The organism is Serratia marcescens, assembly GCF_001902635.1.
Classification (GTDB): domain Bacteria; phylum Pseudomonadota; class Gammaproteobacteria; order Enterobacterales; family Enterobacteriaceae; genus Serratia; species Serratia marcescens_F.
In genome coordinates this window covers 15,276-41,491 of record NZ_MJAO01000022.1, presented here as the reverse complement: position 1 = coordinate 41,491, position 26,216 = coordinate 15,276, and the positions used below count along the sequence as shown (strand labels likewise).

Sequence of the window (26,216 nt, the reverse complement as noted above, 5' to 3'; positions counted from 1 at the left end):
CTAGGACGCATCGGCGCCGATAGGTGTTGTTCCCCCGAAGCGGCGCTCACGTTGTGCAAATGCATTCAGCGCACCTTCAAAGACAAGTTCATCGAAATCAGGCCAGAGCACATCAGTAAAGTAAAGTTCAGCATAGGCTATTTGCCACAGCAGGAAGTTACTGATGCGATGCTCACCACCGGTGCGGATAACCAGATCCACCGGCGCCAGATCGCTCATGCAGACCCGCTCGCTCAATAATTCCTCGCTGATCTGATCCGGGCGCAACTCCCCTACCCGTACCTGTTCGGCCAGTTCCCTTACTCCCTGAATGATATCCCAACGGCCGCCGTAGTTGGCAGCGATATTGAGCGTCAGGCCATCGTTATTTTCCGTCAGTGCTTCAGAGCGGCGGATCCGCTCCTGCAAACGCGAGCTGAATCGGCTGATATCGCCGATCACCCGCAACCTGACGTTATGTTTATGCAGGCTTTTTACTTCACTATCCAAGGCGCGGACAAAAAGCTCCATCAGGGCGGAGACTTCCTGCACCGGACGGTTCCAGTTTTCGCTGCTGAAGGCATAAAGCGTGAGCGCATCTAAATGGTGGCTGGCGGCAAAGCTGACCGCGCGGCGAACCGATTTCACCCCTGCTTTATGACCGAAGACACGTAACTTGCCCTGACGTTTGGCCCAGCGCCCGTTACCGTCCATGATAATGGCGACATGGCGCGGCCCCAGGGAAGATGGATTAGCCTCTTGTTGGTTTGCGGACGACATAACTCGTACTTATTTCCTCAATAGAAATATAACTGCCTTTCCGGAACATCAGGCCCTTACGCGCAAAAAAAGCCGTGTGCCCGACACGGCTTTCAACCTGCCCCCGCGATGCCCGGCTCGGCCGGGTCGCCATTGGCGCGCAGGGCACCAATCGGGCCATTATTCAACGGTATAACCGCTGACAGGTGGCGCAGACTATACCACCTCAGCGGGGCATGAACAAACGGCCCCGCTGCGGCACGCGCGAATTACGAGCAAAATCGGATAATCGCCGTGATCAACCGCACAGCGCGCGAACCCGCTCCTCGGCGACGGCGCGCGCCTGGCGGTCAATGTCCAAGACCGCGTCGATGCACGCCGGTTCCTGCAACGCGAGACGCTCCACCACCTGGCGGTTGACCACGGCGATGTCGGTAAAGCGGATCTGCTGCTGCAAAAACGCCGCCACGGCGATTTCGTTGGCCGCGTTCAGCGCGGTGGTCGCCGCCTGACCGGCGTCGAACGCTTCAATCGCCAAATACAGGCAAGGATAACGCTCGCGTTCCGGTTCGGCGAAGGTCAGCGAACCGATGCGGCAGAAATCCAGCGCTTCCACGCCGGAGTTCACGCGCTGCGGATACGCCATCGCATGGGCGATCGGCGTGCGCATATCCGGCGTGCCCAGCTGCGCCAGCACGCTGCCATCAGCGTAGCGCACCATCGAGTGAATCACCGACTGCGGGTGCAGGATCACTTCCATTTGCTCGGCCGAGGCGTTAAACAGCCAGCGGGCCTCAATGTATTCCAGACCTTTGTTCATCATGGTGGCGGAATCCACCGAGATCTTGCGGCCCATCGACCAGTTCGGGTGGGCGCAGGCTTGATCCGGGGTCATCGCGGCGAACTGCTCCAGCGGCGTGGTGCGGAACGGGCCGCCGGAGCCGGTAAGCACGATGCGCGACACACCATGATCGTCCAGTGAAGAGTATCCCAACTGACGCTGAATGTTCTCAGGCAAACTCTGAAAAATCGCGTTGTGCTCGCTGTCGAGCGGCAGCAGCTGCGCCTGGCTTTGCCGCACCGCGTCCATAAACAGGCGGCCACAGGTGACCAGCGACTCTTTGTTGGCCAGCAGTACTTGCTTGCCCGCGCGGATCGCCGCCAGCGTCGGCAACAGCCCCGCAGCGCCGACGATCGCCGCCGTCACTTGATCGACGTCGTCCAACGCGGCCAGTTCGCAGGCCGCTTGTTCCCCGGCCAATACCTCGGTGGCGACGCCGTTTTCCGCCAGAATGGCGCGCAGTTCGCGCGCGGCGCTTTCATCCGCCATCGCAGCGAAGGCGGGCCGGAATTCCATGCATTGCTGCGCCATGACCGCGACGTTACGGCCGGCCACCAGTGCTTTGATCGCGAAACGGTCGGGATTCGCCCTGACCACGGCCAGGGTGCTGGTCCCTACCGAGCCGGTCGAGCCAAGAATGGTCAGTTGCTTCATGAGTTCACTCTGAATAACTGTCTGATGAGATCGGAGGTGCTCCAGTGTGGAACCTTGGACACCGCTTGTCCATGATCTTTCAGTACGATGAAACGGGATCTGCGCCACAAAAAACAAAGCGCCGCCCAGGCGACGCTTTGTTTCTGCGCGATGCTGATTAGAAATCCATCAGCTCTTTTTCTTTCTCCGCCAGTGCGGCGTCAACCAGCTTGATGTAAGCGTCGGTCATTTTCTGAATGTCGTCTTGCGAACGACGTTCTTCGTCTTCGCTGATCTCTTTGTCTTTCAGCAGCGCCTTGACCTTGTCGTTGGCGTCGCGACGCACGTTACGCACCGCTACGCGACCCTGCTCGGCTTCGCCGCGCACGATCTTGATCAGATCCTTACGACGCTCTTCGGTCAGCGGTGGCAGCGGAACGCGAATGTCGGAACCGGCGGAAGACGGGTTGAGGCCCAGATCGGAGCTCATGATCGCTTTCTCAACGGCCTGGCTCAGGCTGCGGTCGAACACGTTGATTTTCAGCGTGCGGGAGTCTTCTACGGTCACGTTGGCCAGCTGACGCAGCGGCGTAGCAGCACCGTAGTATTCCACCATGATGCCGTCCAGAATGCTTGGAGAAGCGCGGCCGGTGCGGATCTTGCTGATTTGGTTTTTGAATGCTTCTACGCTTTTTTCCATGCGTGAATCAGCATCTTTTCTGATTTCATTAGTCACGTTGCAAACCCTTGGAAGCTGGTTACTTGGCAGGCGATACTCAAGTATAGCCCGTAATCGTATTCGGAAAACGCGCGACGCCCGGCGTCACGCGCTCCGCAAAATGGGTGCGAGCAGCCTTATTTGCTGATCAGCGTACCTTCGTTCTCACCCATCACCACGCGGCGCAGCGCGCCAGGCTTGTTCATGTTGAACACGCGGATCGGCAGACCGTGATCGCGGGCCAGCGTAAACGCCGCCAGATCCATCACTTTCAGCTCGCGCTCCAGCACGTCCTGATAGGTTAATTGTTCATACAGCGTCGCGTCCGGGTTTTTCACCGGATCGGCGGAGTAGACGCCATCCACTTTGGTGGCTTTCAACACCACGTCCGCTTCGATCTCGATACCGCGCAGGCAAGCGGCGGAATCGGTGGTGAAGAACGGGTTGCCGGTACCGGCGGAGAAGATCACCACGCGGTTGTTGCGCAGCAGGCTGATCGCCTCTGCCCAGCTGTAATTATCACACACGCCGTTCAGCGGGATCGCCGACATCAGGCGGGCGTTCACATAGGCACGGTGCAGTGCATCACGCATAGCCAGGCCGTTCATCACGGTAGCCAGCATTCCCATGTGGTCGCCCACTACGCGGTTCATGCCGGCCTGCGCCAGGCCCGCGCCGCGGAACAAGTTCCCGCCGCCAATAACTACACCGACCTGAATTCCCAGTTCGACCAGCTCTTTCACTTCCTGAGCCATGCGATCCAAAACGCTGGCGTCGATACCAAAACCTTCTGCACCTTGCAGGGCTTCGCCACTCAGTTTAAGCAGAATACGCTGATATACGGGTTTTGCATTGGTTGCCATGGTGTTCTGTCCTAAGAAGCAGTATTAGTATTGGGGATTTCAGCCGATGAAACGCGCCTGGGGTGAGTATAACGCCGCAGGGCCTGCCACCGGTGTAATTCTGGCTGGATAGTATGGAACCGCCAGACGGCGGTTCCATCGACAGTCATTAAGACTGTTTGCTCATCGCGGCAACTTCAGCAGCGAAGTCGGTTTCGACTTTCTCGATGCCTTCGCCCACTTCGAAGCGAATGAAGTTGGTCACGTCAGCGTTGTGCTCTTTCAGCACCTGAGCAACGGATTTGCTCGGATCCATAACGAAAGGCTGACCGGTCAGAGAAACTTCGCCGGTGAATTTCTTCATGCGGCCTTCAACCATTTTCTCTGCGATTTCTTTCGGCTTGCCGGACTGCATGGCGATGTCCAGCTGAACCTGGTACTCTTTTTCTACCACTTCAGCAGACACGTCTTCTGGCTTCACGAACTCTGGCTTGCTTGCCGCAATGTGCATTGCGATTTGCTTAACCAGCTCGTCGTCAGCGCCTTTAGCCGCAACCAGAACGCCGATACGCGCGCCGTGCAGGTAGCTGCCCAGCACTTCGCCTTCCAGGGAAGCAACGCGACGAATGTTGATGTTTTCGCCGATTTTTGCCACCAGCGCTACGCGCTCTTCTTCGAACTGTGCTTTCAGCACGTCAACGTCAGTGATTTTGCCGGCCATAGCGGCATCCAGCACTTTGTCGGCGAACGCCTGGAAACCGGCGTCTTTGGCTACGAAGTCAGTCTGGCAGTTAACTTCCAGGATGATGCCGTAGTTGCCTTCGATCTTGGTTTTGATCACGCCGTCAGCAGCCACGTTGCCTGCTTTCTTAGCGGCTTTGATCGCACCGGACTTACGCATGTTTTCGATTGCCAGTTCGATGTCGCCATTGGATTCAACCAGCGCCTTCTTGCAATCCATCATGCCAGCGCCGGTACGCTCGCGCAGTTCTTTTACCAGGGCAGCGGTAATATCAGCCATTTATTTTTCCTCGGTTATCTCGCGTGGAGACAGTTCTCATTCAGATAAGCAAAGGGGGCCTTTACAGGCCCCCCTAACCAACATATGTCAATACCTGGTTAATAAGGGCTCAGTGACGAGCTTGCCTTATTATTCAGCTTCTACGAAGCCTTCTTCCGCCTGAACGGCCAGATCTTGAGAACGACCTTCACGCACAGCGGCAGCAACAGCAGTCAGGTACAGGTTTACTGCACGGATTGCGTCGTCGTTACCAGGGATGATGAAGTCAACGCCGTCTGGGTTGGAGTTGGTATCAACGATAGAGAATACCGGGATACCCAGGTTGTTGGCTTCTTTGATCGCGATGTGTTCGTGATCGGCATCGATAACGAACAGTGCGTCTGGCAGACCGCCCATATCTTTGATACCGCCCAGGGAGTTTTCCAGCTTGGCCAGTTCACGAGTGCGCATCAGCGCTTCTTTCTTGGTCAGCTTGTCCAGGGTGCCGTCTTGAGACTGGATTTCCAGATCTTTCAAACGCTTGATGGACTGACGAACGGTTTTCCAGTTAGTCAGCATGCCGCCCAACCAGCGGTGGTTCACGAAGAACTGGTCACAGCTGTTAGCAGCGTCTTTTACCGCTTCGCTTGCTGCGCGCTTGGTACCCACGAACAGGATCTTGCCTTTACGGGAAGAGATCTTGCTCAGTTCAGCCAGAGCGGCGTTGAACATTGGTACGGTCTGCTCCAGGTTGATGATGTGAACCTTGTTACGAGCGCCGAAGATGAAAGGCTTCATTTTCGGGTTCCAGTAACGGGTCTGGTGACCGAAGTGAACACCAGCCTTGAGCATGTCGCGCATGGAAACAGTTGCCATGATTAAACCTCTATAGATTAATTGGGGTTATGCCTCCACGTATCCCATAACGCCGACCCTGGCGGCGACAAGTCACCTCAGGGCACCCCGGCGGATGTGCCGATACGTGTGTGTTATTTACACAAAATGAGTGCAGTTAAAGTATTTTCGGCCAATTCCTGCCAGGTCACAAGAACCAAGTCGCGGATCGCCGGCGCGCTTTATACCATAAACCCGCCGCCGACACCAACTTTTGTTGCTTTGCGCCGGGCATCGGGAAATGAAATTTGGCAGCCCCCGGCAGGGCTGATACCATAAGTCACTGCTTCTTATTGTCGACGATAACGACACCTGCGGACGAATTTCATGGCAATCTCAATTAAAACACCTGATGACATCCAAAAAATGCGCGTGGCCGGCCGCCTGGCCGCCGAAGTGCTGGAGATCATCGAGCCGTACGTCAAACCTGGCGTGACCACCGGCGAGCTGGACCGTATCTGTCACGAGTACATCACCAACGAGCAGCAGGCCATCTCCGCCTGCCTCGGCTACCACGGCTTCCCGAAATCCGTGTGCATCTCGGTGAACGAAGTGGTGTGCCACGGCATCCCGAGCGACGACAAAACGCTGAAAGACGGCGACATCGTCAATATCGACGTGACCGTGATTAAAGACGGCTTCCACGGCGACACCTCAAAGATGTTCATCGTCGGCAAACCGACCATTCTGGGCGAGCGCCTGTGCCGCGTCACCCAGGAAAGCCTGTATCTGGCGCTGAAGATGGTCAAGCCGGGCATCCGCCTGCGTACCCTTGGCAAGGCGATCCAGCAATTCGTCGAGGCCGAGAAGTTCTCCGTAGTGCGCGAGTACTGTGGCCACGGCATCGGCGAAGTGTTCCACGAAGAGCCGCAGGTGCTGCACTATGACGCCGATGACGGCGGCGTGGTGCTGCAGGCGGGCATGGCCTTCACCATCGAACCGATGGTCAACGCCGGCGACTACCGCATCCGCACCATGAAAGACGGCTGGACGGTAAAAACCAAAGATCGCAGCTTGTCGGCGCAGTATGAGCATACTATCGTGGTCACTGATAACGGCTGCGAGATAATGACGTTGCGCAAGGATGACACCATCCCCAACATCATTACGCACGAGATGTAAGCACCGCGGCGAAGCCGCGTGCAGAATATCACCAGGCCGGCTTTTGCCGGCCTTTTTTATGGGCTGCGCACTATGTCTGACAATCTCCTTCAACCGGCGGCCCCGGCCGTGCCGATGCCGTCCGCCTCTCCCAGCGCCTACGGCGATGACGAGCTCACCTGCCCGGTGCTGAAACAGCGGCTGGAGCAGTTCCAGCTGTGGTTGGCGGCGGCGTTCGACGCAGGCTCCAGCGCCGAAAGCCTGGTGGCGGCGCGCAGTGATTTCATCGATCGCCTGCTGCGCCGGCTGTGGACGTTCTACGGCTTCGAAGCGATTCCGGAAACTGCACTGGTGGCGGTCGGCGGCTACGGCCGCGGCGAACTGCACCCGCTGTCGGATATCGACGTGCTGGTGCTCAGCCAGCGTCGGCTGACGGAGCAACAGTCGCAGCGGGTCGGCGAATTCATCACCCTACTGTGGGATCTCAAGCTGGAAGTGGGCCACAGCGTGCGTACCCTGGAAGAGTGCCTGCTGGAAGGGCTGGCGGATCTGACCGTGGCCACCAACCTGATCGAATCGCGCATGATCTGCGGCGACGTCGCGTTGTTCCTGCAGATGCAAAAACATATCTTCAGCGACGGCTTCTGGCCTTCGCCGCAGTTTTTCCACGCCAAGGTCAACGAACAGCAGGAGCGCCACCAGCGCTACCACGGCACCAGCTATAACCTGGAGCCGGATATCAAAAGCAGCCCCGGCGGCCTGCGCGACATCCACACCCTGCTGTGGGTGGCGCGGCGCCATTTCGGCGCCACCTCGCTGGACGAAATGGTCGGCTTCGGTTTCCTCACCCAAGCCGAGCGCAACGAGCTGAACGAGTGCCAGAGCTTCCTGTGGCGTATCCGTTTTGCATTGCATCTGGTGCTGCCGCGTTACGACAACCGCCTGCTGTTCGATCGCCAGCTCAGCGTCGCGCAGCTGCTGCGCTATGAAGGCGAAGGCAACGAGCCGGTCGAGCGCATGATGAAAGACTTCTACCGCATGACGCGGCGCGTCAGCGAGCTGAACCACATGCTGCTGCAGCTGTTCGACGAAGCCATCCTGGCGCTGGACGCCACCGAGAAGCCGCGCCCGCTGAACGACGATTTCCAACTGCGCGGCGATCTGATCGATCTGCGCGACGAGACGCTGTTCATCCGCGAGCCGCAAGCCATCATGCGCATGTTCTACCTGATGGTGCGCAACCGCGAGATCAAGGGCATTTACTCCACCACCGTGCGCCAGCTGCGCCACGCGCGCCGCCACCTGAAACAGCCGCTGTGCACCATCCCGGAAGCGCGCGATCTGTTTATGGCCATCCTGCGCCACCCCGGTGCGGTGTCGCGCGCGCTGGTGCCAATGCACCGTCACAGCGTGCTGTGGGCCTATATGCCGCAGTGGGGCAAGATCGTCGGGCAGATGCAGTTCGACCTGTTCCATGCCTATACCGTCGACGAGCACACCATTCGCGTGCTGCAGAAACTGGAGAGCTTCGCCGATGCGCAAACCCGGCCGCGCCATCCGCTGTGCGTGGAGCTGTACCCACGCCTGCCGCATCCGGAATTATTACTGTTAGCGGCGTTGTTCCACGATATCGCTAAAGGGCGCGGCGGCGATCACTCGATCCTCGGCGCGGAAGACGTGGTGGAGTTCGCCGAACTGCACGGTCTCAACTCGCGCGAAACCCAACTGGTGGCCTGGCTGGTGCGCTGGCACCTGCTGATGTCGGTCACCGCACAGCGCCGCGATATTCAGGATCCGACGGTGATCCAACAGTTCAGCAGCGAAGTGCAGAGCGAAACCCGCCTGCGTTACCTGGTGTGCCTGACGGTGGCGGATATCTGCGCCACCAACGAAACCCTGTGGAACAGCTGGAAGCAGAGCCTGTTGCGCGAGCTGTACTTCGCCACCGAGAAGCAGCTGCGCCGCGGCATGCAGAACAGCCCGGATCTGCGCGAACGCGTGCGCCACCATCGCCTGCAGGCGCTGGCACTGCTGCGCATGGACAACATTGACGAAGAGGCGCTGCACCGCATCTGGAGCCGCTGCCGCGCCGACTATTTCCTGCGCCACTCGCCGAACCAGCTGGCCTGGCACGCCCGCCACCTGCTGGCCCACGACTCCACCCAGCCGCTGGTGCTGGTCAGCCGCCAGGCGACGCGCGGTGGCACCGAGATCTTTATCTGGAGCCCGGATCGCCCCTACCTGTTCGCCGCCGTCGCCGGGGAGATGGACCGCCGCAACCTGAGCGTGCACGACGCGCAGATCTTCACCAACCGCGACGGCATGGCGATGGACACCTTTATCGTACTGGAGCCGGACGGCAGCCCGCTGGCGCAGGATCGCCACGCGGCGATCCGCCAGGCGCTGCTGCAGGCCATCACCCAGCGGGAATACCAGCCGCCGCGCGTGCGCCGGCCATCTTCCAAGCTGCGTCACTTCAGCGTGCCGACCGAGGTCACCTTCCTGCCGACCCACACCGATCGCCGCAGCTACCTGGAGCTGATCGCACTCGATCAGCCCGGCCTGCTGGCGCGGGTGGGCGAAGTGTTCGCCGATCTGGGGCTGTCGCTGCACGGCGCGCGCATTACCACCATAGGCGAACGGGTCGAGGACTTGTTTATCCTGGCCGACGGCGAGCGACGCGCGCTCGATCAGGAAACGCGCAGAAAGTTGGAGCAACGGTTGACAGAGGCCCTCACCCCAAACGATAAAATGTGATACAAGTAACTTTTTACCGACAACATCAGGAAAGAGAACAGCATGCAGCAATTACAGAACGTTATTGAAAGCGCCTTCGAACGCCGTGCGGACATCACCCCGGCGAACGTAGACACCGTAACGCGCGAAGCGGTAAACCAGGTGATCGGCCTGCTGGACAGCGGTGCCCTGCGCGTCGCCGAGAAGATCGACGGTCAATGGGTCACCCATCAGTGGCTGAAGAAAGCCGTGCTGCTCTCTTTCCGTATCAACGACAACAAGGTGATGGACGGCGCGGAAACCCGCTACTACGACAAGGTGCCGATGAAGTTCGCCGACTACGACGAAGCGCGTTTCCAGAAGGAAGGCTTCCGCGTCGTGCCGCCGGCCACCGTGCGCCAGGGCGCGTTCATCGCTCGCAACACCGTGCTGATGCCGTCTTACGTTAACATCGGCGCCTACGTCGACGAAGGCACCATGGTCGATACCTGGGCCACCGTCGGTTCTTGCGCGCAGATCGGCAAAAACGTTCACCTGTCCGGCGGCGTCGGCATCGGCGGCGTGCTGGAGCCGCTGCAGGCCAACCCGACCATCATCGAAGACAACTGCTTCATCGGTGCACGCTCCGAAGTGGTGGAAGGCGTGATCGTGGAGGAAGGCTCGGTGATTTCGATGGGCGTGTACCTCGGCCAGAGCACCCGTATTTATGACCGCGAGACCGGCGAAATCCATTACGGCCGCGTGCCGGCAGGTTCGGTGGTGGTTTCCGGTAACCTGCCGTCGAAAGACGGTTCTTACAGCCTGTACTGCGCGGTGATCGTCAAGAAAGTCGACGCCAAGACGCGCGGTAAAGTCGGCATTAATGAGTTATTGCGCACTATCGACTAAATTGAAATAGCGGGTGATTCACCCGCTATTTTTTTGTCTGCGTTTCGCTGGCAGTCACAGTCGCAGATCTCGCTTTCCGCCATAATTGCAGTCGTGGAATATAACGATCACATCTAAAGAGGGCGCAGTATGTACGATAACTTGAAGAGTTTGGGCATCAATCAACCGGAAGACGTCGATCGCTATAGCCTGCGTCAAGAGGCCAACAACGACATCCTCAAGATCTATTTCCGCAAGGACAAGGGCGAGTTCTTCGCCAAGAGCGTGAAGTTCAAGTACCCGCGCCAGCGTAAAACCGTGGTGGCGGACAACGCCGGCCAGGGCTACAAGGAAATTCACGAGATCAACCCGAACCTGCGTTACGTGATCGACGAACTGGATCAGCTGTGCCAGCGCGATCAGGTGGAAGTGGATCTGAAGCGTAAAATCCTCGACGACCTGCGCCATCTCGAAGGCGTGGTGTCGCACAAGATTGCCGAGATCGAAGCCGATCTGGAAAAACTCACCCGCGGCAAATAATGCGGATCGGTTGACCCGCATCATCGCCAAGGCGCCCTTTCGCGGCGCCTTTTTACGTTACGATTGCAGCAGCGTGCCCCACTGCTCGACCCACGGGCAGGCGGCCACTTCCGGCTCCGGCTGTTCCATCGCATCGATCTCCAACACTTCGCCAACGCGGGTGGCGCCCTGCTCTTGCAGCAGCGCGTCGAACGCGCGCCCGGCGCCGCAGAAGTTGTCATAGCTGCTGTCGCCGAGGGCGATCAGCCCATAGCGCAGCTCCGGCTGGTAGCCGACCCGATCGCGAATGGCGTGGAACAGCGGCGCGATGCTGTCCGGTAGATCGCCCTGCCCGGTGGTTGAGGTGATCACCAGCGCGTAGTGCTGGCGATAAAACTGCCAGGCCTCCAGCGTGCCCTCTTCGAACAGTTTGACCTCATGGCCCTGCTCGCTGAGGATGTTTTGCGCTTCTTCCGCCACCAGCAGCGAATTGCCGTAGACCGTTCCCACGAAGATACCAACCTGAGCCATGGCTCCTACTCCCTTCATTACCTTTAAAAATTGTCAGCTATCCTGACCGTTAGCCGCACTAAACTCAACCCCGGCAAGTTCAGGGAATACCCCCGCCCAGCCGAACTGCGCCATCACCCCTTGCCAGTCTTCGTCCCAGCGCGCCGTCACCCGCAGCGGCTCGCCGGTCACCGGGTGCGCCAGCTGCAGATGGCTGGCGTGCAGCATCAGGCGCGGGCAGCCGAAATGCTGCGCCATACCGCGGTTCTGCCGCAGATCGCCGTGCTTGCTGTCGCCGATGATCGGATGGCGAAGATGCGCCATGTGGCGCCGCAGCTGGTGCTTGCGGCCGGTTTCCGGCTGCAGCTCCACCAGGCTGTAGCGCGCGCTGTCGTAGCGGCCGACGGCCACCGGCATCTCGACCTGCGCCAACGGCCGGTAGTGCGTCACCGCCGGCTGCGGCCCCTTGTCGGCATCGGCATGTTTATCGGCGATTTTGTCCAGCTCGGCCGTCAGCGGGTAGTCGAGGGTCGCCCCCTCCTGCACGTAGCCGCGCACCACCGCATGGTAGGTTTTCTGCACCTGGTGCTGCTCGAACTGCTGCGACAACAGGCGCGCCACCTCGCTGGAGAGCGCCATCAGCAATACGCCGGACGTCGGGCGATCGAGACGGTGCACGGTAAAGACGTGCTGCCCGAGCTGATCGCGCACCGTCTGCATCATAAAGCGAGTTTCATGACGGTCCAGCCAACTGCGGTGCACCAACCAGCCCGACGGCTTGTTCACCGCCACCAGGTGTTCATCCTGATACAAAATCTCAATCACATCGCTTTCCCAGGTAAATAGCCGTTTCGGGCGCGAGTATAACAGGCGTGCGGCTCAGCGCTAGTTCACCCATTCGATGGTCACCAGGCGCGTATCGGCGCGGCCGCGATCGTCCACCGCCCGAATGCGGTAGCGCCCGTTGTTGATTGGCCGCCAGTCGATCGGCTTTTTGCTGGCGCTGCTGCCAAGGTAGATATCGTCGACGAACCAGTACACCGTCTTGCTGTCGGCGTCCGTCACCGCGTTGAAGGCGATTTTATCCCGCCCCTGCTGCGACTGACGCAGGGTATAGGTGGTGTTTTTCAGCGGCGAAGTGATGCGCGGTGCGTTGCCGCCGACGGCGATGCCGTTGTCCTTGCAGCGATTGACCGGCGGCGTGCGTTTTGGCAAACCGGCCTGGGCGAAGACGTTGGCCAGATCGGAAGGCCAGAACTCAAAGACTTCGGTGCGGGTCTGCGCCGCGTCATACGGCGGGCAGACGACCTCGCCGCTGTGAATATCCAGCACCACCGGCCGGTAAACGCTGTCGACCTTGATCGGCGACTTGCCGGGAATGAACCAGGTCTTGCCCTTTTGCTGGCACCACGGCGTCGGCAGATCGCCGCTGGCGAGGCAAATATCCACCCGCCGCAGCCGTTTGGGGAACGGGTGTTTCGGTTCCCGCAGGCCGGGGTAGCTGGCGTTAACGCTGTCGATGATGTTGAAGAACAGCGGTGCGGCAGCCTCGGCGCCGACCAACGCATTGTTGCCGCGCCCGTCGAAGTTGCCCTCCCACACCACCAGTACATAAGGGCCGAAAATCCCGACGCTCCAGGCATCGCGAAAACCCCAGGAGGTGCCGGTCTTCCAGTACACCGGCAGCGAAGAAGAACGCTGCGCCAACGTATCGCCCGGCCGCCGGTGCTGGCGCAGCATATCCAGCGTGATGAAACTGGCCTCCTCGCTCAGCAGCCGCACCGGCGTCGATTCGGCCTCGTTCAGCTGCATGCGAAGCGGCCGCAGCTCGCCGCGATTCGCCAGCAGCGCATACAGCTTCGCCAATTCCTGTGCCGTCACCTCGCCGCCGCCCAGCACCAGCGACAACCCGTAGTGGCTCTCGCTGGCCATATTGGCGACGCCGGTCAGACGCAAAAACTGATAAAAGGTCGGCTGACGCAGCTGCGAGGCGACATACACCGCCGGAATATTACGGCTGAAATTCAGCGCGTCGGTGGCGGTCACCGGGCCGAGAAAGCGCCGGTCGAAATTTTCCGGCGCATAGGCGCCGAACGACGAGGGCACGTCTTTCAGGATAGTCATCGGATGCAGCACGCCCTGCTCCATGCCCAGCGCGTAGATGAACGGTTTCAGCGTCGATCCCGGCGAGCGCTTGGCATTGGTGCCGTTCACCTGCCCCTGAATCGGCCGATTGTAATAGTCCGCCGATCCCACCAACGCGCGCACCCCCATATCGCGGCTGTCCACCAGCAGCACCGCGGCGTTTTGGATGCCGCGGCTGCGGTTGCGGGCGATAAAGGCGTTGACCTGCCGCTCGACCAGCCGCTGCAACCCGGCGTCCAACGTGGTGTCGGCGCGGGTATCGCGCTGCACCAGTTGCTGCGTCTGCAGGCGCAACTGTTCGATAAAGTGTGGCGCGATATAGGGCACTTGCTCAGGCTGCCGCAGCGCCAACGGCAGGCGGAACAACGTTTGCTGGCTGGCATCGGTCGGGTAAACCCGCTGCCAGCGCTGGAACAGACGGTTGCGCGCCTGCGTCAATGCAGCGCCGAGCACGCCGGTTTTCGGCTCCAGACGGTAGCTGGGCGACTGCGGCAGCACCGCCAGCGTCAGCGCTTCCGGCAGGGTCAAATCCTTCGGCGACTTGGCGAAATAGATCAGGCTGGCGGCACCGATGCTTTCGATGTTGCGCCCGTAAGGGGCGTAATTCAGGTAGGCTTCAAGGATATCGCGCTTGGAGTAACTGAGTTCCAGCTGCACCGCGCGCAGCACCTGCAGCAGCTTGCCGCCCGGCGTGCGGGTATTGAGATGCCAACGCATGCGCGCCAGCTGCATACTGATGGTCGATCCGCCCTGCATTTTGCCGCCGGCGACATAGCTGCGCCAAAAGCCGCGCATCAGGCTGACGGGGTTAAAGCCGGGGTTGTAGTAGAACCAGCGGTCTTCGTGCAACAGCAACCCGCGTACCGCCAGCGGCGACACCTGCTCCAGCGGGGTCCACAGCCGGTAGCGATCGTCGTTGGCCAGGGTGATACGCAGCAGCGCGCCGTGCCTGTCGTAATAGACGGATGACTGCGGCAGCCCCTGCCACAAGGGCGGATGCGGCCACAGCCGAATCGCAGCCAGCAGCAGCGCCAGTAAAAACACCGCCATCAAGCCGTTTTGCAGCACGCGCCCGGTCAGGATCTTCATACGTTCTCAGCATTCCGGCACCAGACGCAGGCCTGGCGCCGGATACGGCCTAGTCGTTGCCCGCCGGCACCACCACCAGCTTGCCGCCGCCGGCCGACATGGCCTGTACTTCACGGTCGTACATGGCTTCGCCGTAGGCCGGTGGAACAATAAAGCTGCCGGTATTGGTGGCCTTGATCTGATAGACGAACTCCTGCACCTCGGTGCCGGCGCTGCCGTAGATAATCACCCGATCTTCACGGATATCGCTGTAATCCGGCGCCCAGGTGGAGCCGGAGGCGGCCAGCGGCGACTGCCAACCGCCGCGATCGTCGCTCTCCTCGCCGGCATCGGCCGGTTCCGGCGGCGTCTGCTGCACCACTTCGAACCCGCCCGGCAGCAGATCGACGATCGCCAGGTTGCTCTGCCCCTCTTTCGAGTTGGCGCGCACCTTCAGATGGACGTTGATCTTCTGCCCCAGCGTCACCTGCGTCACCGGTTTACCCTGTTCGTCGGTGTAATCGCGGACGATCTCAATCCCACGCGACAGCGCTTTTTGCGGCGCATTCAGGTCGTAACCGGCCTGCGTCACCACATACCAGGCCGGCGCGCTGCCGCCGTTGCTGAAGCGCACCGCGGTGGCATCGGCGTTGAACTGCCCCTGAACGAACAGCCCCTGCAGCTCACTGATGCGCTGCGGCTCGCCGCCGGCTTTGCCCACCTGCGCGATACTCAACGCATCCGCATTGGCGGATTGCGCCGCTACTTGAGTCGAATAGCTTTCCAACGCCAGAATGCTCATCGCGGAGGAGTAGGTGGTATAGCGCTCTTCTTTCAGCGCCTTGACCATGTTCTCCAGCACCTGCGGCGGGATCGACGCTACCTTCTCCGGGAAGTGACGGGTAATCAGATACAGCCGCGTCGCATCTTGCACCAGCGGATCGAAATAGTTCTGCGTCCACCAGGCGCTGTCATACGCCTTGCTCAGCTGTTGCCAACTCGGTTGCAGCAGCGCGGCGGCTTCGTCGTCCATCTTCAACAGGCGATAGGAAGAAGCCAGATACAGCGCACTCAGATCGGTTTTCCACCCTTCGCCAGAGCGCTTTTGCAGCGTATCCTGCACCGCCGCCAGCGAGTTGGTGGTCACTTCGCCCTGCAGCGTCAGCAGGTAGACCGCCCAGCTGCGCAGGCGCAGCAGATACAGATCGTCGAATCCGCTGGCCGCCAGCTCGCGCAACGCACCGTTGGCCTCGTCCAGCATGCCTTCCGGCAAGGCGTAGCCCGCCGCTTTGGCTTCGAGCAGGTACTGCACCACATAAGGCGTAACGAAAGGATCGGCATCCGGCGACGAACGCCAGGCACCGATCGCCCCGCTGTCGTTCTGGCGGGCGCGCAGCACGCCAAACAGGTTGCGCAGCTGCTTGCTGACTTCCGCCTGGCTCAGGCTGCTTTTCATCTCTGGGTGTCGGCTCTGCAGCATCAGCGGAATGGAGCGGCTGACGATCTGCTCAGAACAGTAATACGGGTAATCAGCCAGGTATTGCGCCAGCCCGCTGGTCAGCACCAGCGGCGAATTCGACACCGCAGCCCTGCGCTGCGCGAAAGCGTCGAACATCTGGCGCAGGCCATCGACGTTCTGGCTGCTGCCGTTCATGCGCCCCATCACCGACTGGGTACGGTACGGCGCCGCCGGCCGCACCGAGGTGCTGACGGTGCGGCGGCTGGCCCGATCGCCATAACGGGCATCGAACACCAGCGGCGCATCGCCCAGGGCAGCTTTGGCACGCAGGCGGAAAGCGATCACGCCTTCGCGTTTTTCCGCCAGCGTCAGGCTTTGCGTCGCATTGCCCACCACCTCCAGCTGCGGCGGTGGCGTCAGCAGGACGTTGACGGCCACCGACTGGCCGTTCAGCCCTTCGAGGTTGTTGCTGACGCCCACGCTGACGTCGAACTCGTCGCCCGGCGCCACCATCGCCGGCACGTTCGGCGTCATGATGAAGTTGTCGCGCACCGTGGCGGCGGTTTGCGCCTTGCCGATTTTTTCCGGCGTCACCGAAATCGCCATGACGCGGATCTTGCCGTTAAAGTAGTCCGGTACCGGGTAGACGAACTGCTTCTCGCCGCTGACTTCGGTAATGCCGGACCAATAGGCCACCGGCTTGTCACGCTTGCGCTTGAACGGGTTGAGATTGAGATCCAGCCCTTCGCCCGCATCGCCGCCCGGCGCCGCGGTCAGCGCCATCAGCTTGCTGAACTCCGGCAGGATCAGATCGAGGATCTGCGAGCTGCTCACGCTCAGTTCGCGCTTGCTGAAGAAGAACTCCAGCGGATCCTTCAAGCGGTAACGCGCCACCTGCAGAATGCCCTCATCGACGGCGAACAGCGCCACCTGCTGCGGCGCGTCGGTCTTGACCGTCATCGTCAGGTTTTCACCCGGTTTGATGACCTCCGGCGCCGTCACCTCGAGGCTGTTTTGGCGCGCCTTGGTGCTGATCTTGAACGGCATCACGCCATAGCTCAGCGGGCTCATGAAGATCTCGCTGGAGTTGATGTCACGCACGAACTGCACGTTGATGTAGCCGTTGCCCTCCATGCCGGCCGGCACGCGGATCTTCTGCACCGAGCTGGTGGTGTCGGTGTGGAACCACTGCCAGGCGTAAACCTTGTCCTTCTCGATGGTGATCAGACCGCTGCCGGTATAAGGCGCGTTGATCGCCACCTCAATCTCTTCGCCGGGCTGGTATTCCGCCTGGTTCAGTTTCAGCTTCAGTTCGGCGTTGCGATCCAGCGAACGGCTCAGGTTGGCATTGCCGGCCACGCTGTAGGTGACGCGGTTGAGCGTTTTGCCCTGCGCATCTTCGATCACCAGCACGAAGTCGCCCGGTTTATCGGTCGCCAGCCGCAGATCGGTGCCCTGCTCGCTCAGCGCCAGCGGCTGTTCCGACAGCTGCACTTCCTTCATCTTCGACTGGTATTTGTAAACGCCCGAATCCTGTTTGGTCAGCACCGAAATGTATTTCTGCTCGATCAGCACCTGCTTCAGGCTCGGCATGGCAATCTGTTTCAGACTCGGATCGATGGCGATCACGTTCAAGTGCCGCTCCGCATCGCGATTGATGTAGCCCAAATCGCCATCCGCCTTCACGCCGATCAGGTAATCGTAAGGCGAAACCAACGTGCGGGCGGTGGCCGCCACCGAGCGCCCGCCGCCGGCGACGAACGCCTCCGACAGCAGCTGCAGCTGATAGGTAGCGTCGGCGTAGGATTTCAGATCGAGCGGGATATCGGCCGCGCCGTGCTCATCGGTGGTGCGATCTTCCAGCTCGGTTTCGAACCCGTCGCTGTTTTGCCGGTTTTCATAGAACGCATAATCCGGGAAACGATCGAAGCTCGGATACATCGGCCGCAGCGTCAGCTTGGTGGTCACGCGGCGATCCTGCGCCGGGGTGCCGAACAGGTTCTGCACATCGATGCTGGCCTTCAGCTCGGACGGTTTGACCCAGCCTTGCTGGCGATTCGGCGTCAGCGCCAACTTCACTTTCAGCTGATCCGGCTCGAACTCCTTCACATTGACCGCGGTATGGCCAAGCAGCGTGGAGGTATCGTTGTTTTTGCCGATCAGATACAGATAGACGTTCCACTCGCCGGTGGGTGAGTTTTCATCGGTGGTATAGCTCAGCTCGTTGAAACCGCTGGCGCCCAGCGTCAGCGGCACGGTGGTCATCAGCTTGTCGCGCGGATCGCGGACTTCGGCACGCACCGGCACGCCGGCCAGGCCAACGCTCCAGTCGGCGGCGCGGGTGATCAGGCCGATGTTAAAAGTATCCCCCGGCCGATAAACGCCGCGATCGGAGAACAGGTAGCTGCTGAGCGTGCGCGGATCGGTCGGCGTTTGTTCACCGGCGACGTCGAAGCGCGAGAAGTCCAGCCCGCGATCGTTATAGCTGCCGGTCGGCAAGAAGGAGACATCCCCCTCTTTTTCCACCAGGAACATCACCGGCTGGCGCTCATTGGTGTATACGTCAAGCGCCGGGAAACGCACGTGCCCCTCGGCCCCGGTCGTTTGGCTGAGCAGCGTTACGCCGTTTTTGGCCACCACCGACACTTTAGCGCCGCTGACCGGTGCACCGCTTTGGATCGACTGCACGAAGACGTCGCGTGTCTTATCCTGCGAGCTCTTGGCGACGATGCCCAAATCGGTCACCACCACAAAGCGCGAATCGCCGACGTCGGGCTGATCGTGCCCTTCGCTCTCATCCTGCTCTGCGCCCGCCTCTTCTTGCGCCGCCGGTTTCCGGTTCGGCTGCCATTCTGACAGCGTCAGCAGGAACACCCCGCGGTGGGAATCCGCGTTGGTGGAGAGATAGCGTGAAAGATCGATACCCTGATAATTCATCTCCCCCGGCCGCTCGTTGTTGAGCGCCGTCTGGTAGCTGAAATGCTCGGTGAAATATTCGTCGTTGAGCCGGTTGAATTCAGCAGACGAATATTCCCGGCTCTTGAAGGAGACGATGTGCTGCAGCTGGCTCGGGATCACCCGTTTGATGTCCAGGCGCAGGCCCGCCACGTTGCGCGCCGCCACGCTGATCTGCTTGTCGCCGTTGACCGACAACAGCGAACCCTGCGACATGAACTGCAGCGATTTCGGGAATTCCGGCACTTCGACCACCCGGTAAACCTTCTTCGGCATTTTGTAACCGCCGGCGGAGACCAGCTGGTTGTCGACTTCTAGCAGCACAAAGCGGTGCGCCGGGGCCTCAAAACGGAAGCTGAACTGCGGTTGGTAGGCCTCTTCCGCCTCGTTGAGCGTCAGTGACAACGGCGTCGCCTGCGCCAGTACGTTCTTGCCGACGCTGTCGACCGTCCATTGATAGAAGTCTTCAGCATCCTTGGCGGCCTCGGCGTCGCTCGGATCGTGCTGCGGCAACAGCCACGCCTTGGTGGCCCGCGCCAACTCTTGATCCTTTACCGCATCGCTGAAACCGACCACCAGCGCGCGCTGCCCCTTACCGCCGTCGGTATCCACGACCTGCGCGCTGGCGTCGCTCAGCGCCAGGCTGTACAACGTCGGCACCGCCACCCAGTTGCTTTTCGCCTCTTCGACCGCATTGCCGGCCACCGTCGATTTGACGCCCTTGCCGACGGTCAGATGTACCGCTCCGCCCTGATCCAACGGCTGCAGCGGCTCGGAATGCACCCAGGCGTTCAGTTTTTTCTCGTCATAGACCAGCGAGAAATTCAATTTCTTCTCAGACTTGTTGCTGCCTTCCTTCAATCCCAGTGAAATCTGTTTTTCAAAACTGGCGACGTCGACCGGCGCGTTGAACTTCAGATTGAAAATCGCACTGCGCTTCTGCGCATCCTGCGGATCGCGATAGTACTCGGCCTGCCCCAGGCGGTAGTCGAACGCGGGAACGGTGAAGGTATAGCGGGTTTTGGCCAGTTTAATCTGCGGCGCCAGCAAGGTGGCGGGCTCAAGGGCCACGTCATACTTCGCGCCCATCGGCAGCGGCTTTTTCGGCGTGAACACCAGCGTCGACTCATTGCTCCACGCCCACTGCCCTTCCGCCGTCGGCTTGAGGGTGATGCCGGCATTCACGGCTTTGCCTACCGCGGTCAACGGCGCAACCGATCCGCTGAAAGCCAGGTTCACCGTTTGTGGCGCCTGCCGGCTGGCGGCGTAATCTATCGGCTGGGGGTTGGTCAGTTCAGCGCTGACATCCTGAATCACCATCGGCGCCGGTTCGATCGGCTGGGGCCGGTTTTGCCACCAGTGCCAACCGTAAAACGCGCCGCCTGCGGCACCCGCCAGCAGCAACAGGCCCAGACCGATCGCTTTCGGGTGTTTATCCACGCCGCTTTCGAGCCGCAAAAAACCGCGCGGCAGCACAGCCCACCAGGCCGGCGCACGCCAGCTAAGGTTGCCGACCAGCGGTCTCAGCAACCGCCCCAACAGCGACAACACCCCGCCCAGCAGACGGCACACGCCCTTAACCAGGGTAAAAGGCAAACGCAGGATAAACCTTAATAAATCCATTATTGCAGCACCTCATCATCCTAATGCAGCCCCCGGTCAACCGCCACGGTTTAACCGAGCCGAAAGACGCCGTCGGCTCTCCTGCCCGGCATCCGCGCGAGTACTCTATACTGCCGGGCGGCAAAAATCTGCACGCCGCCGGCGAATTACGGCTCTTTATTCAACATCAAATCCAGCTGCTGCAGCAGCACCAGCAGCGGCAAGCAGCTCGGTTCACGATCTTTCAACGCTTCTTCGAAGTAAGGCGTGATGGCGAAGCGCGTCGGCAGCGGCGCGTCGGCGTCCAGCAACGCATACATACGCGGCAGAAACACCCACTGCAGCCAGGCTTCAGCCGACATGCTGTCGATGCAGAACGGCTCGGTGCTGGAGAAAGCCTCAGGCTCGGGCGGGGCAGCCTGCCACAGCGCCAAATCGCGCATGGACTGTTCAATCGCCTGCAAACTGCGGCGCACCTGGTTATGTATACTCATCTGCATTCCCGATCTCTTTTCATCATGATATTCAGCGCGCTGGCTGAAAGGCGGCAAAGCATAGCATTTTTATAGCCCAAATTCGGCGCGCCTGAGACGCCCCGCCGTTTTTATCTGGTGGCGCTCGCCGCCGCGCGGCACAATACCCCCACCGAACTCACCACACAGATTAAGATTCATGTCCTTAATAACAGAGAAAAAAAACCACGCGACGCCCGGTAAGGCCATGCTGGCTTCGGTCACCGGTTATGCCATGGACGGTTTTGACCTGCTGATCCTCGGCTTTATGCTGCCGGCCATCAGCATCGAATTGGGATTGACCTCATCGGCCGCCGGTTCACTGGTCACCTGGACGCTGATCGGCGCCGTGCTGGGCGGCGTGATCTTCGGCCATCTCAGCGATCGCTTCGGCCGTATCCGGGTGCTCACTATCACCATCCTGATGTTTTCCCTGTTTACCGGCCTGTGCGCCGTGGCGCAAGGGTATTGGGATCTGCTGGCCTACCGTACCCTGGCAGGCATCGGGCTGGGCGGCGAATTCGGCATCGGTATGGCGCTGATCGCCGAAGCCTGGCCGGCGGAGAAGCGCAACCGCGCCTCGGCCTACGTCGGCATGGGCTGGCAACTGGGCGTACTGGCGGCGGCCTTCCTGACGCCGCTGCTGCTGGAACACATCGGCTGGCGCGGCATGTTCTTGGTCGGCCTGCTGCCGGCGCTGGCGTCATTCCTGATCCGCCGTACGCTGGGCGAGCCGGAGGAATTCGTGCGGCAGAAAGACGCCGGGCAACCGCTCTCCTTCCTGCAGCGCCTGCGCCTGCTGTTTAAGGATCGCGCCACCGGCAAGGCCAGCATCGGCATCTTCATTCTCTGCTCGGTGCAGAACTTCGGTTATTACGGATTGATGATCTGGATGCCGACCTATCTGGCGAAAAACTTCGGCTTTTCGCTCACCAAGTCCGGCCTGTGGACGGCGGTGACGGTAGTGGGCATGACGTTCGGCATCTGGCTGTTTGGCGTGCTGGCCGACCGTTTCGCCCGCTGGAAGATCTTCGTGCTTTATCAGATAGGCGCCGTGATGATGGTGATCGGTTACGCCCAGTTGAGCGATCCGATGCTGATGCTGTTCGCTGGCGCAGTGATGGGGATGTTCGTCAACGGCATGATCGGCGGTTACGGCGCGCTGATTTCCGATACCTACCCGGTACAGGCGCGCGCCACCGCGCAAAACATCCTGTTCAACCTGGGGCGCGGCATCGGCGGCCTGGGGCCATTGGTGATCGGTGCGCTGGTGACGCAGGTGTCGTTTACCGCGGCCATCAGCCTACTGGCGGCGATTTACCTGCTGGATATCTACGCCACGCTGTTCCTGCTGCCGAGAAAACAGGGCGTCGGCGATACGCTGGGTGCGATTGGTTAACGCTGAAGAGGGATTAAGGCGGGGCCGCACGCTCGGCGGGTTGGAACAAAAAGTTGGGGGCACTGCGCTAACAGTGCCCCCGGTTCGTTTTATAGCCATCCCGCTACACAGCGTGCTCCCTGCTCAATCCTTGAAAACTTTTCCTGCGGCCATCCTGACCAAGCAGTCCTTGCGTCATCCTGCAGCATCATCCTGACGCGGTTCCTCAGCCTTCCTGACCCGCCGACAGTCCTGTACCGGCTCTCAATCTCCGTCCTGGAGGTGTCCCTGGTTTCTATCCTGAAACATCCTGGGCATCTCCTGACGCCATCCTTCGCTCTTGCCTGAGCGCATCCCTTTCTTCTTCCTGAAGCTGCATCATCCTGATGCTTTCCTGCTCCGCCGGTTCCGTTCCGGTAACGATAAGATCGCTTAAATTCCCCGGAATCACAAGGGCTTGGGAGCTGTCTCACACTAAATTAAGCCTAAGAGTTATCCTAAAGAAATTCTAACCAATTGATCTGGATAACAATAATCTCATTGCCTGGTGAAAGGTGGGAAAAATTAATAGCGATATCTCACAACCCGTGTGAGAGATCTCTCACACGGGCGGTGGCGAATCCATCGCGATTCAGTCCAGCTCAGGGCGCAGCGCATCGAGGAAGTTGCCCAGCGTCGCCGCCAGCAGGGTGCGCTTATCGCTACCGAACTGTTCCAGCACGACGTTGCCGCTCACGTTGCACAGCGATACCATCGTCATCTCGGATTCGGTGGTCGCCAGGAACAGCGTCGGCGACAGCTTGAGGCGTTTTTGCGTCACCAGATGGCCTATCAGGTTCTCCTGCAGGCGGATAAAATCATCCTCGCTCCAGACCTGCAGCAGGCTCAGGCGATGCTCACCAAATTGCGCGCTCATGTCGCCGGCGTATTGCTGCGTGTAGAAGCGGTGCGCGTCCGGCTGCAAACGCAGCTCCAGCGCGGCCTCCACCTTTTCCAGCGTCGCCGCCGGCTCGAAAGGCTGCGGCAACCACAGCACGTCGTCCTCGCGGTTCTCCACGATGCAGGGCGACGGCACGCCGTACAGCGCCTGGCTGGCCGGCGCGTGGCCGCGCTCTTGCCGCCACAGCTCGACATAGCGTTGTGTAAATTCACGCAGAGCGTGCGATACATCATGGTCCATATTCTTTCTCGCATACGTTAAACTGACGGCCATTGTACCTATCTCTGACCGAGGTGACAGCAGATGTCCTCATATCAAGACCACCAGGCCCTGTCAGGGCTGACGCTGGGCAAACCCACCGCCTACCGCGACCGTTACGACGCCACGCTGTTGCAGGCGGTGCCGCGCAGCATGAACCGCGAGCCGCTGGGGCTGTACCCCGATAACCTGCCCTTCCACGGCGCGGATATCTGGACGCTGTACGAACTCTCCTGGCTGAACGCCAACGGGTTACCACAGGTGGCGGTCGGCGAAATCAGCCTCAACGCCGACAGCCTGAACCTGATCGAATCGAAAAGCTTCAAGCTGTATCTCAACAGCTTTAACCAAACCCCGTTCGCCGATTGGGAAACGGTGCGCAGCACGCTGCAGCGCGATCTGTCCGCCTGCGCCCAGGGCGAGGTGAGCGTTACCCTGTTCAGCGTCGAGCAGCTGGAAGGCAGCCCGATCGCCCGTCTGGCCGGTGACTGCATCGACCAGCAGGATATCCGCATCGACAATTATGAGTTCAATGCCGACTACCTGCTGAATGCCGCCGGTGAAGACGTGGTGGAAGAACAATTGGTCAGCCACCTGCTGAAATCCAATTGCCTGATCACCCATCAGCCGGACTGGGGCTCGGTGCAGATAAGCTACCGCGGCGGCAAGATCGATCGCGAAGCGCTGCTGCGCTATCTGGTTTCCTTCCGCCACCACAACGAATTCCACGAACAGTGCGTCGAGCGCATCTTCAACGATCTGATGCGCTACTGCCGGCCGCAAAGCCTGACGGTCTACGCCCGCTACACCCGCCGCGGCGGGCTGGACATCAACCCGTGGCGCAGCAACGTCGAATTCGCGCCCGAGCGCGGCCGTCTGGCGCGCCAATAAGTGCGAAGCATTGCTCAACAACTGAGCTAACGAGCGGTTTGTGTTGGTAAAAGCGCAGGGACGGCGGTAAGGTTAAAACGAGGCTGCGGCCGGGCAGAGCGCCCGCTTCACCGCAGCACGCCAACCATAACGAGATGCTGTTTTGCTGCGTATGGATTACTACCGCCCCGCACCGGGTGCAAAGGAGTTACCTTGATTACACACATCAGCCCGCTTGGCTCTATGGATTTATTGTCGCAGCTGGAAGTAGACATGCTGAAGCGCACCGCCAGCAGCGACCTGTACCGCCTGTTCCGCAACTGTTCGCTGGCCGTGTTGAACTCCGGCAGCCAAACCGACAACAGCAAACAGCTGCTGTCGCGCTATGAAACCTTCGACATCAACGTGCTGCGCCGCGAGCGCGGGGTGAAGCTGGAGCTGGTCAACCCGCCGGAAGAGGCGTTCGTCGACGGTCGCATCATCCGCTCGCTGCAGGCCAACCTGTTCGCCGTGCTGCGCGACATCCTGTTCGTGCACGGCCAAATCGCCAGCGCCGGCCGTTTTCAACACCTGAACCTGGAAAACTCGGCCCACATCACCAACCTGGTGTTCTCGATCCTGCGCAATGCGCGCACGCTGCATCTGGATGAGGATCCCAACATGGTGGTGTGCTGGGGCGGCCACTCGATCAACGAGAACGAATACCTGTACGCGCGCAAGGTCGGTAGCCAGCTGGGCCTGCGCGAGCTGAACATCTGCACCGGCTGCGGGCCGGGCGCCATGGAAGCACCGATGAAAGGCGCAGCGGTCGGTCACGCGCAGCAACGTTACCGCAACAGCCGCTTCATCGGCATGACCGAACCGTCGATCATCGCCGCCGAGCCGCCTAACCCGCTGGTGAACGAGCTGGTGATCATGCCGGATATCGAAAAACGCCTGGAAGCCTTCGTGCGCATCGCGCACGGCATCATCATCTTCCCGGGCGGCGTCGGCACCGCCGAAGAGCTGCTGTACCTGCTGGGCATTCTGATGAACCCGGAGAACAGCGAACAGGTGCTGCCCCTGATCCTGACCGGGCCGAAAGAGAGCGCCGATTACTTCCGCGTGCTGGACGAGTTCATCATGAACACGCTGGGCGACGAAGCGCGCCGTCACTACACCATCATCATCGACGACCCGGCGGAGGTCGCGCGGCAGATGAAGAAAGCCATGCCGTTGGTGAAGGAAAATCGCCGCAACACCGGCGACGCCTACAGCTTCAACTGGTCGATCCGCATCGCGCCGGATCTGCAGCTGCCGTTCGAGCCGACCCACGAGAACATGGCAGACCTCAACCTGTATCCGAACCAGCCGCCGGAGCAGTTGGCCGCCGCGCTGCGCCGCGCGTTCTCCGGCATCGTGGCCGGCAACGTGAAGGAAAATGGCATCCACGCCATCGAACAGTTCGGCCCGTACAAGCTGCACGGCGAACCGCAGATGATGAAGCAGATGGACAGCCTGCTGCAGGGCTTCGTCGCCCAGCACCGCATGAAGCTGCCGGGCAGCGCCTATGTACCTTGCTATGAAATCGTAGCCTGACCCTCAATCCCGGGCGGCATAATAGCCGCCCTGTTTTTTTCTGACCTTACCG

Annotated in this window: 19 protein-coding genes; 7 read left to right on the top strand and 12 right to left on the bottom strand. The window is 60.4% G+C overall.

Annotation, left to right across the window (positions count from 1 at the left end; all coding sequences use genetic code 11):
• From ispU to rpsB, 6 genes are all read right to left on the bottom strand, one after another.
• Positions 1–759, bottom strand: coding sequence for a (2E,6E)-farnesyl-diphosphate-specific ditrans,polycis-undecaprenyl-diphosphate synthase (gene ispU, locus BHU62_RS19440; protein ID WP_073533695.1), 759 nt, complete (start codon positions 757–759; stop codon positions 1–3).
• Between the two features lie 277 nt (positions 760–1,036).
• Entirely contained in the window at positions 1,037–2,233 is a 1,197-nt protein-coding gene (ispC, locus tag BHU62_RS19435; RefSeq protein ID WP_073533693.1) for a 1-deoxy-D-xylulose-5-phosphate reductoisomerase, read from the bottom strand.
• A 157-nt stretch (positions 2,234–2,390) separates the two neighbouring features.
• Positions 2,391–2,948: a ribosome recycling factor gene (gene frr, locus BHU62_RS19430; RefSeq protein ID WP_073533691.1), complete on the bottom strand. Its 558-nt coding sequence runs from the start codon at positions 2,946–2,948 to the stop codon at positions 2,391–2,393.
• Positions 2,949–3,067: 119 nt separating this feature from the next.
• Positions 3,068–3,793: a UMP kinase gene (gene pyrH / locus BHU62_RS19425; RefSeq protein WP_004931940.1), complete on the bottom strand. Its 726-nt coding sequence runs from the start codon at positions 3,791–3,793 to the stop codon at positions 3,068–3,070.
• Positions 3,794–3,941: 148 nt separating this feature from the next.
• On the bottom strand, positions 3,942–4,793 hold the full coding sequence (tsf, locus tag BHU62_RS19420) for a translation elongation factor Ts (protein WP_073533687.1): 852 nt from the start codon (positions 4,791–4,793) through the stop codon (positions 3,942–3,944).
• Between the two features lie 129 nt (positions 4,794–4,922).
• Positions 4,923–5,648, bottom strand: coding sequence for a 30S ribosomal protein S2 (gene rpsB / locus BHU62_RS19415; protein ID WP_016929891.1), 726 nt, complete (start codon positions 5,646–5,648; stop codon positions 4,923–4,925).
• Positions 5,649–5,993: 345 nt separating this feature from the next.
• Between rpsB and map the strand changes: the two genes are divergently transcribed.
• From map to BHU62_RS19395, 4 genes are all read left to right on the top strand, one after another.
• Positions 5,994–6,788: a type I methionyl aminopeptidase gene (map, locus tag BHU62_RS19410; protein WP_073533681.1), complete on the top strand. Its 795-nt coding sequence runs from the start codon at positions 5,994–5,996 to the stop codon at positions 6,786–6,788.
• A gap of 72 nt (positions 6,789–6,860) precedes the next feature.
• On the top strand, positions 6,861–9,524 hold the full coding sequence (gene glnD / locus BHU62_RS19405; RefSeq protein WP_073533766.1) for a bifunctional uridylyltransferase/uridylyl-removing protein GlnD: 2,664 nt from the start codon (positions 6,861–6,863) through the stop codon (positions 9,522–9,524).
• A gap of 42 nt (positions 9,525–9,566) precedes the next feature.
• The gene (gene dapD / locus BHU62_RS19400; protein WP_004931932.1) at positions 9,567–10,391 is read left to right on the top strand and encodes a 2,3,4,5-tetrahydropyridine-2,6-dicarboxylate N-succinyltransferase; all 825 of its coding nucleotides are present in this window, start codon (positions 9,567–9,569) and stop codon (positions 10,389–10,391) included.
• A 129-nt stretch (positions 10,392–10,520) separates the two neighbouring features.
• On the top strand, positions 10,521–10,910 hold the full coding sequence (locus BHU62_RS19395; protein ID WP_004931929.1) for a DUF3461 family protein: 390 nt from the start codon (positions 10,521–10,523) through the stop codon (positions 10,908–10,910).
• Between the two features lie 57 nt (positions 10,911–10,967).
• Here the strand turns inward: BHU62_RS19395 and BHU62_RS19390 are convergent, their stop codons facing one another.
• The 5 genes from BHU62_RS19390 to BHU62_RS19370 form a co-directional block, all read right to left on the bottom strand.
• Positions 10,968–11,420 carry a flavodoxin gene (locus BHU62_RS19390; protein ID WP_047729983.1) on the bottom strand — a complete coding sequence of 151 codons (453 nt, stop codon included), beginning with the start codon at positions 11,418–11,420 and terminating at the stop codon, positions 10,968–10,970.
• Between the two features lie 33 nt (positions 11,421–11,453).
• Positions 11,454–12,224 carry a tRNA pseudouridine(65) synthase TruC gene (gene truC, locus BHU62_RS19385; protein WP_073533679.1) on the bottom strand — a complete coding sequence of 257 codons (771 nt, stop codon included), beginning with the start codon at positions 12,222–12,224 and terminating at the stop codon, positions 11,454–11,456.
• A gap of 60 nt (positions 12,225–12,284) precedes the next feature.
• The gene (pbpC, locus tag BHU62_RS19380; RefSeq protein ID WP_073533678.1) at positions 12,285–14,633 is read right to left on the bottom strand and encodes a penicillin-binding protein 1C; all 2,349 of its coding nucleotides are present in this window, start codon (positions 14,631–14,633) and stop codon (positions 12,285–12,287) included.
• A gap of 49 nt (positions 14,634–14,682) precedes the next feature.
• Positions 14,683–20,649, bottom strand: coding sequence for an alpha-2-macroglobulin family protein (locus tag BHU62_RS19375; RefSeq protein ID WP_073533677.1), 5,967 nt, complete (start codon positions 20,647–20,649; stop codon positions 14,683–14,685).
• Between the two features lie 146 nt (positions 20,650–20,795).
• Entirely contained in the window at positions 20,796–21,122 is a 327-nt protein-coding gene (locus tag BHU62_RS19370) for a YqcC family protein (RefSeq protein WP_073533765.1), read from the bottom strand.
• A 178-nt stretch (positions 21,123–21,300) separates the two neighbouring features.
• Between BHU62_RS19370 and BHU62_RS19365 the strand changes: the two genes are divergently transcribed.
• Positions 21,301–22,539 (top strand): MFS transporter, encoded by a 1,239-nt coding sequence (locus BHU62_RS19365; RefSeq protein ID WP_073533676.1) that lies wholly within the window; start codon positions 21,301–21,303, stop codon positions 22,537–22,539.
• A 610-nt stretch (positions 22,540–23,149) separates the two neighbouring features.
• On the opposite strand, the gene syd is transcribed toward BHU62_RS19365, so the two are convergent.
• Positions 23,150–23,698, bottom strand: a complete 549-nt coding sequence (gene syd, locus BHU62_RS19360) for a SecY-interacting protein (RefSeq protein WP_073533673.1) — start codon at positions 23,696–23,698, stop codon at positions 23,150–23,152.
• Positions 23,699–23,761: 63 nt separating this feature from the next.
• On the opposite strand from syd, the gene queF reads away from it, so the two are divergent.
• Positions 23,762–24,607 carry an NADPH-dependent 7-cyano-7-deazaguanine reductase QueF gene (queF, locus tag BHU62_RS19355; protein ID WP_073533671.1) on the top strand — a complete coding sequence of 282 codons (846 nt, stop codon included), beginning with the start codon at positions 23,762–23,764 and terminating at the stop codon, positions 24,605–24,607.
• 192 nt (positions 24,608–24,799) lie between these two features.
• Positions 24,800–26,164: a nucleotide 5'-monophosphate nucleosidase PpnN gene (ppnN, locus tag BHU62_RS19350; RefSeq protein ID WP_073533668.1), complete on the top strand. Its 1,365-nt coding sequence runs from the start codon at positions 24,800–24,802 to the stop codon at positions 26,162–26,164.
• Positions 26,165–26,216: the final 52 nt, after the last annotated feature.